This window comes from Geodermatophilus sp. DF01-2 (genome assembly GCF_004571065.1).
Taxonomy (GTDB): domain Bacteria; phylum Actinomycetota; class Actinomycetes; order Mycobacteriales; family Geodermatophilaceae; genus Geodermatophilus.
Map to the genome: position 1 here is coordinate 1 of NZ_SPQN01000155.1, position 3,857 is coordinate 3,857.

3 protein-coding genes are annotated in these 3,857 nt (G+C 73.2%); 1 reads left to right on the forward strand and 2 read right to left on the reverse strand.

The window, feature by feature from the left end; genetic code table 11:
• Positions 1-155 precede the first annotated feature (155 nt).
• Together groL and groES are read right to left on the reverse strand one after the other, a co-directional pair.
• Positions 156-1,799, reverse strand: a complete 1,644-nt coding sequence (gene groL / locus E4P41_RS21360) for a chaperonin GroEL (RefSeq protein ID WP_135143203.1) — start codon at positions 1,797-1,799, stop codon at positions 156-158.
• 191 nt (positions 1,800-1,990) lie between these two features.
• Positions 1,991-2,299: a co-chaperone GroES gene (groES, locus tag E4P41_RS21365; RefSeq protein ID WP_135143204.1), complete on the reverse strand. Its 309-nt coding sequence runs from the start codon at positions 2,297-2,299 to the stop codon at positions 1,991-1,993.
• A gap of 192 nt (positions 2,300-2,491) precedes the next feature.
• Between groES and E4P41_RS21370 the strand changes: the two genes are divergently transcribed.
• Positions 2,492-3,706 (forward strand): class I SAM-dependent methyltransferase, encoded by a 1,215-nt coding sequence (locus tag E4P41_RS21370; protein ID WP_167761212.1) that lies wholly within the window; start codon positions 2,492-2,494, stop codon positions 3,704-3,706.
• Positions 3,707-3,857: the final 151 nt, after the last annotated feature.

Consider the following 3,857-nt stretch of genomic DNA (forward strand, 5'->3'; position numbering starts at 1 on the left):
GCCACCGTTCCCGGTCAGGCAACCGGCCCGCGAGCGCCCGACCACCGGCCTCCAGCACCCTGGGCCGAGCACGCCGCGCCTTCGGTCGCCCGGCCTCACCACAGGTCTCTGCGACAGGCTCGATCAGTTCAGCTGATCATCAGGGAGCGCAAGCCTCAGTGGCTGTGCCCGTGGCCGTGCGAGTGGCCGTGGGTGTGGTGCCCGGCGCCGGCGTGGTCGTGCTCCTCCTCGGGAGCCTCGACGACGGCGGAGTCGGTGGTGAGCACCATCGCAGCGATCGAGACGGCGTTGCCCAGCGCGGCCTTGGTGACCTTGACCGGGTCGATGACGCCCTGCGCGGCCAGGTCGCCGTACTCGCCGGTCGCGGCGTTGAAGCCCTGACCGGCACCGGCCTCGCGGACCTTGGCCACCACGACCTGGCCCTCGAACCCCGCATTGCCGGCGATCCGCACGAGCGGGGCGTCCAGCGCCCGCCGGACCACGCGGGCGCCGGTCAGCTCGTCGCCGGAGAGGTCGAGGGAGTCGACGGCCGCGGCCGCGTGCACCAGCGCCGAGCCGCCACCGGCGACGACGCCCTCCTCCACCGCGGCGCGGGTGGCGGCGATGGCGTCCTCGATGCGGTGCTTCTTCTCCTTCATCTCGACCTCGGTCGCCGCCCCGACGCGGATGACGCCGATGCCGCCGGCGAGCTTGGCCAGCCGCTCCTGCAGCTTCTCGCGGTCCCAGTCGGAGTCGGTCGCCTCGATCTCGCGACGGATTTGCGCGACCCGGTCGCCGATCGCCTCACCGGTGCCGCCGCCGTCGACGATCGTGGTGGCGTCCTTGGTGACGGTGACCCGGCGCGCAGTGCCGAGCACCTCGAGGCCGACCTGGTCGAGCTTGAGGCCGACGTCCTCGCTGACCACCTGGCCGCCGGTGACCACGGCGAGGTCGGTCATGAACGCCTTGCGACGGTCGCCGAAGTAGGGCGACTTGACCGCGACGACCTTGATCGTCCTGCGGATCGAGTTGACGACGAGGGTGGACAGGGCCTCACCCTCGACGTCCTCGGCGACGATCAGCAGGGGGCGGCCGCCGGTGGAGAGAACCCGCTCCAGGAGGGGCAGCAGGTCGGCCAGCGCGCTGATCTTGCCCTGGACCAGCAGCACGAGGGCGTCTTCGAGGACGGCCTCCATCGCCTCGGAGTCGGTGACGAAGTAGGGCGAGAGGTAGCCCTTGTCGAACTGCACACCCTCGGTCACGTCGAGCTCGGTGGAGAGCGTGGTGCTCTCCTCGACCGTGATGACGCCGTCCTTGCCGACCTTCTCCATGGCCTGACCGATGAGGTCACCGACCTCGGCGTCCTGCGCGGAGATGGTGGCGACGCCGGCGATGGCCTGCTGGTCGGAGACCGGGATGGCGGCCTCGTCCAGGGCCTTCGAGACCGCGTCGACGGCGGCGCGCATGCCGGCGCCCAGGGCCGTCGGGCTGGCGCCGGCGGCGACGTTGCGCATGCCCTCGTGCACGAGCGCCTGGGCGAGCACGGTGGCGGTGGTGGTGCCGTCGCCGGCGACGTCGTTGGTCTTGGTCGCGACGTTCTTGGCCAGCTGGGCGCCGAGGTTCTCGTACGGGTCCTCGAGCTCGACCTCGCGGGCGATGGTCACGCCGTCGTTGGTGATCGTCGGCGCGCCGAACTTCTTGTCGAGGACGACGTTGCGTCCGCGTGGGCCGAGGGTCACCTTGACCGCGTCGGCGAGCTTGTCCACACCGCGCTCGAGCGAACGGCGGGCGTCCTCGTTGAACTTGATGATCTTGGCCATGGGCCCTTCCGATCAGGGACGGGTGGGTCGGGTGGGTGCGAGCTCGAACGACGACCGCCCCGGGACCCGGTCAGTTCGGGTCGCCGGGGCGGTCTGGTGACGTGCTGGAACGGCCCCGTCGCAGGCGCTGGAACCGGCCCCGTCCAGGGGCCCGCCCCGAGCTTGCGAGGGGTGGGGAGGACGGGGTCCTCTTACTTCTCCACGACGGCGAGCAGGTCGCGGGCGGAGAGCACGAGGTACTCCTCGCCGCCGTACTTGACCTCGGTGCCGCCGTACTTGGAGTAGACGACCACGTCACCGACGCTGACGTCGAGCGGGACACGGTTGCCGTTGTCGTCGATGCGACCGGGGCCCACGGCCACGACCGTGCCCTCCTGCGGCTTCTCCTTGGCGGTGTCCGGGATGACCAGGCCGGAGGCGGTGGTGGTCTCGGCCTCGTTGGCCTGGACCACGACACGGTCCTCCAGCGGCTTGATGTTGACCTTGGTAGCGGTCGTCACGTCGGTGACGCCCCCTTCGGTGTCGGACGGCTGGTGAGTGGGAACTGATGCTGTGGCACGGTGCCGAGGGCCTGCCGTCGCGGGGATCAGGCACTCGTTGCCCGTGTCGGTTGGCACTCTACCTACGAGAGTGCCAACCGCTCAACCGGGTCCCCGGGTCCCGGGACCGGCCCGTACGCCACGCTGTCCTGCGTGGCCGACGACGCGCTCGCGCAGCTCCGCTGGCTGCGCACCCCCGAGGGGACGGCGGGCGTGGCCCGCGCGGCCGCGCTGCTCGCCGAGGGCGCCGACCTGCTGACCGGGCTGGGCCGGCTACGGGCGGAGGTCGGCGCAGACCACGCCGGTCCGGCCTGGGAGCTGGCGCGGGCGCGCGCGCGGGCCCGCCCGGTCTTCGGCGCCGACGCCGACGTCCTCTTCCTGACCGCCGACACCCTCGAGCAGGCCGGCCGGCCCGAGCTGTCCGCACGGCGCGCGGCACGGCTGCTGGCCGGCGGACAGGACAGCGCCGCGGACCTCGGTTGCGCCTCCGGCACCGACACCGTCGCGCTCGCCCGCGCCGGCGCCCGGGTGCTGGCGGTCGACCGGGACCCGGTGGCCCGGGAGCTGACCGCCGCCAACGTCGCGGCCCTCGGCCTGGCCGACGAGGTGTGGGTGGTGGCCGGGGACGTCGTCGAGCTGGTCGCCGCCGCGCGCGGCGGGGAGGTCGCCGGGTGTGGCGCCGCCGTCCTGGACCCCGCCCGGCGCGCCGGCGGACGGCGGCAGCTCGACCCCGACCGCTGGTCGCCACCGTGGTCGACGGTGACCACGCTGCTGGACCGGGTGCCGGTCTCGGTGGTCAAGGTGGCGCCGGGGCTCGACCACGACCGCGTGCCGGCCGGCGTCGAGGCCGAGTGGGTGTCGGTCGGCGGCTCGATCGTCGAGGCCCTGCTGTGGGGGCGCGGGCTGTCGACGACGTGGCGACGGGCGTCCCTGGTCGGTGACGACGCGGTGCTGGAGCTGACCGCGGACGCCGACCCGGGGCCTGCGCCGTCCGGCCCGGTGGGCGGCTGGCTGCACGAGCCCGACCCGGCGGTGATCCGCTCCGGTCTGGTGTCGCTGGTCGCCGCCGACCTCGGCGCGACGCTGGTCGACCCGACGATCGCCTACCTGACCTCCGACGCCCCGACCGGCTCCCCGTGGGTGGCCTCGTACCGGGTCGACGAGGTGCTGCCGTTCAACCTCAAGCGGTTGAAGACGCTGCTGCGGGCCCGCGGCGTCGGCCGGGTGGTGGTGAAGAAGCGCGGCTCGGCGATCGAGCCGGAGACCCTCGCCCGGCAACTGCGCGGCCCGGGCGCGGGGACGGCGACCGTCGTCGTCACAAAGGTGGCCGGCGCCCCCACCGCGCTGGTCTGTGGAGTCGCTGGGTGACGGTTTCCGCGCTCGAGCGACTCCGCTCAGTCTTCCTGTCCCTATCGGTGACGCCTGGCAGGCGTGAAAATGTGGCCGGGTCGCCCGCCGACGTCGGTCTCCCGCCTGGGACACGATCCCGTAGCTCAGTCTGACGCTGGGGCCTGGACCT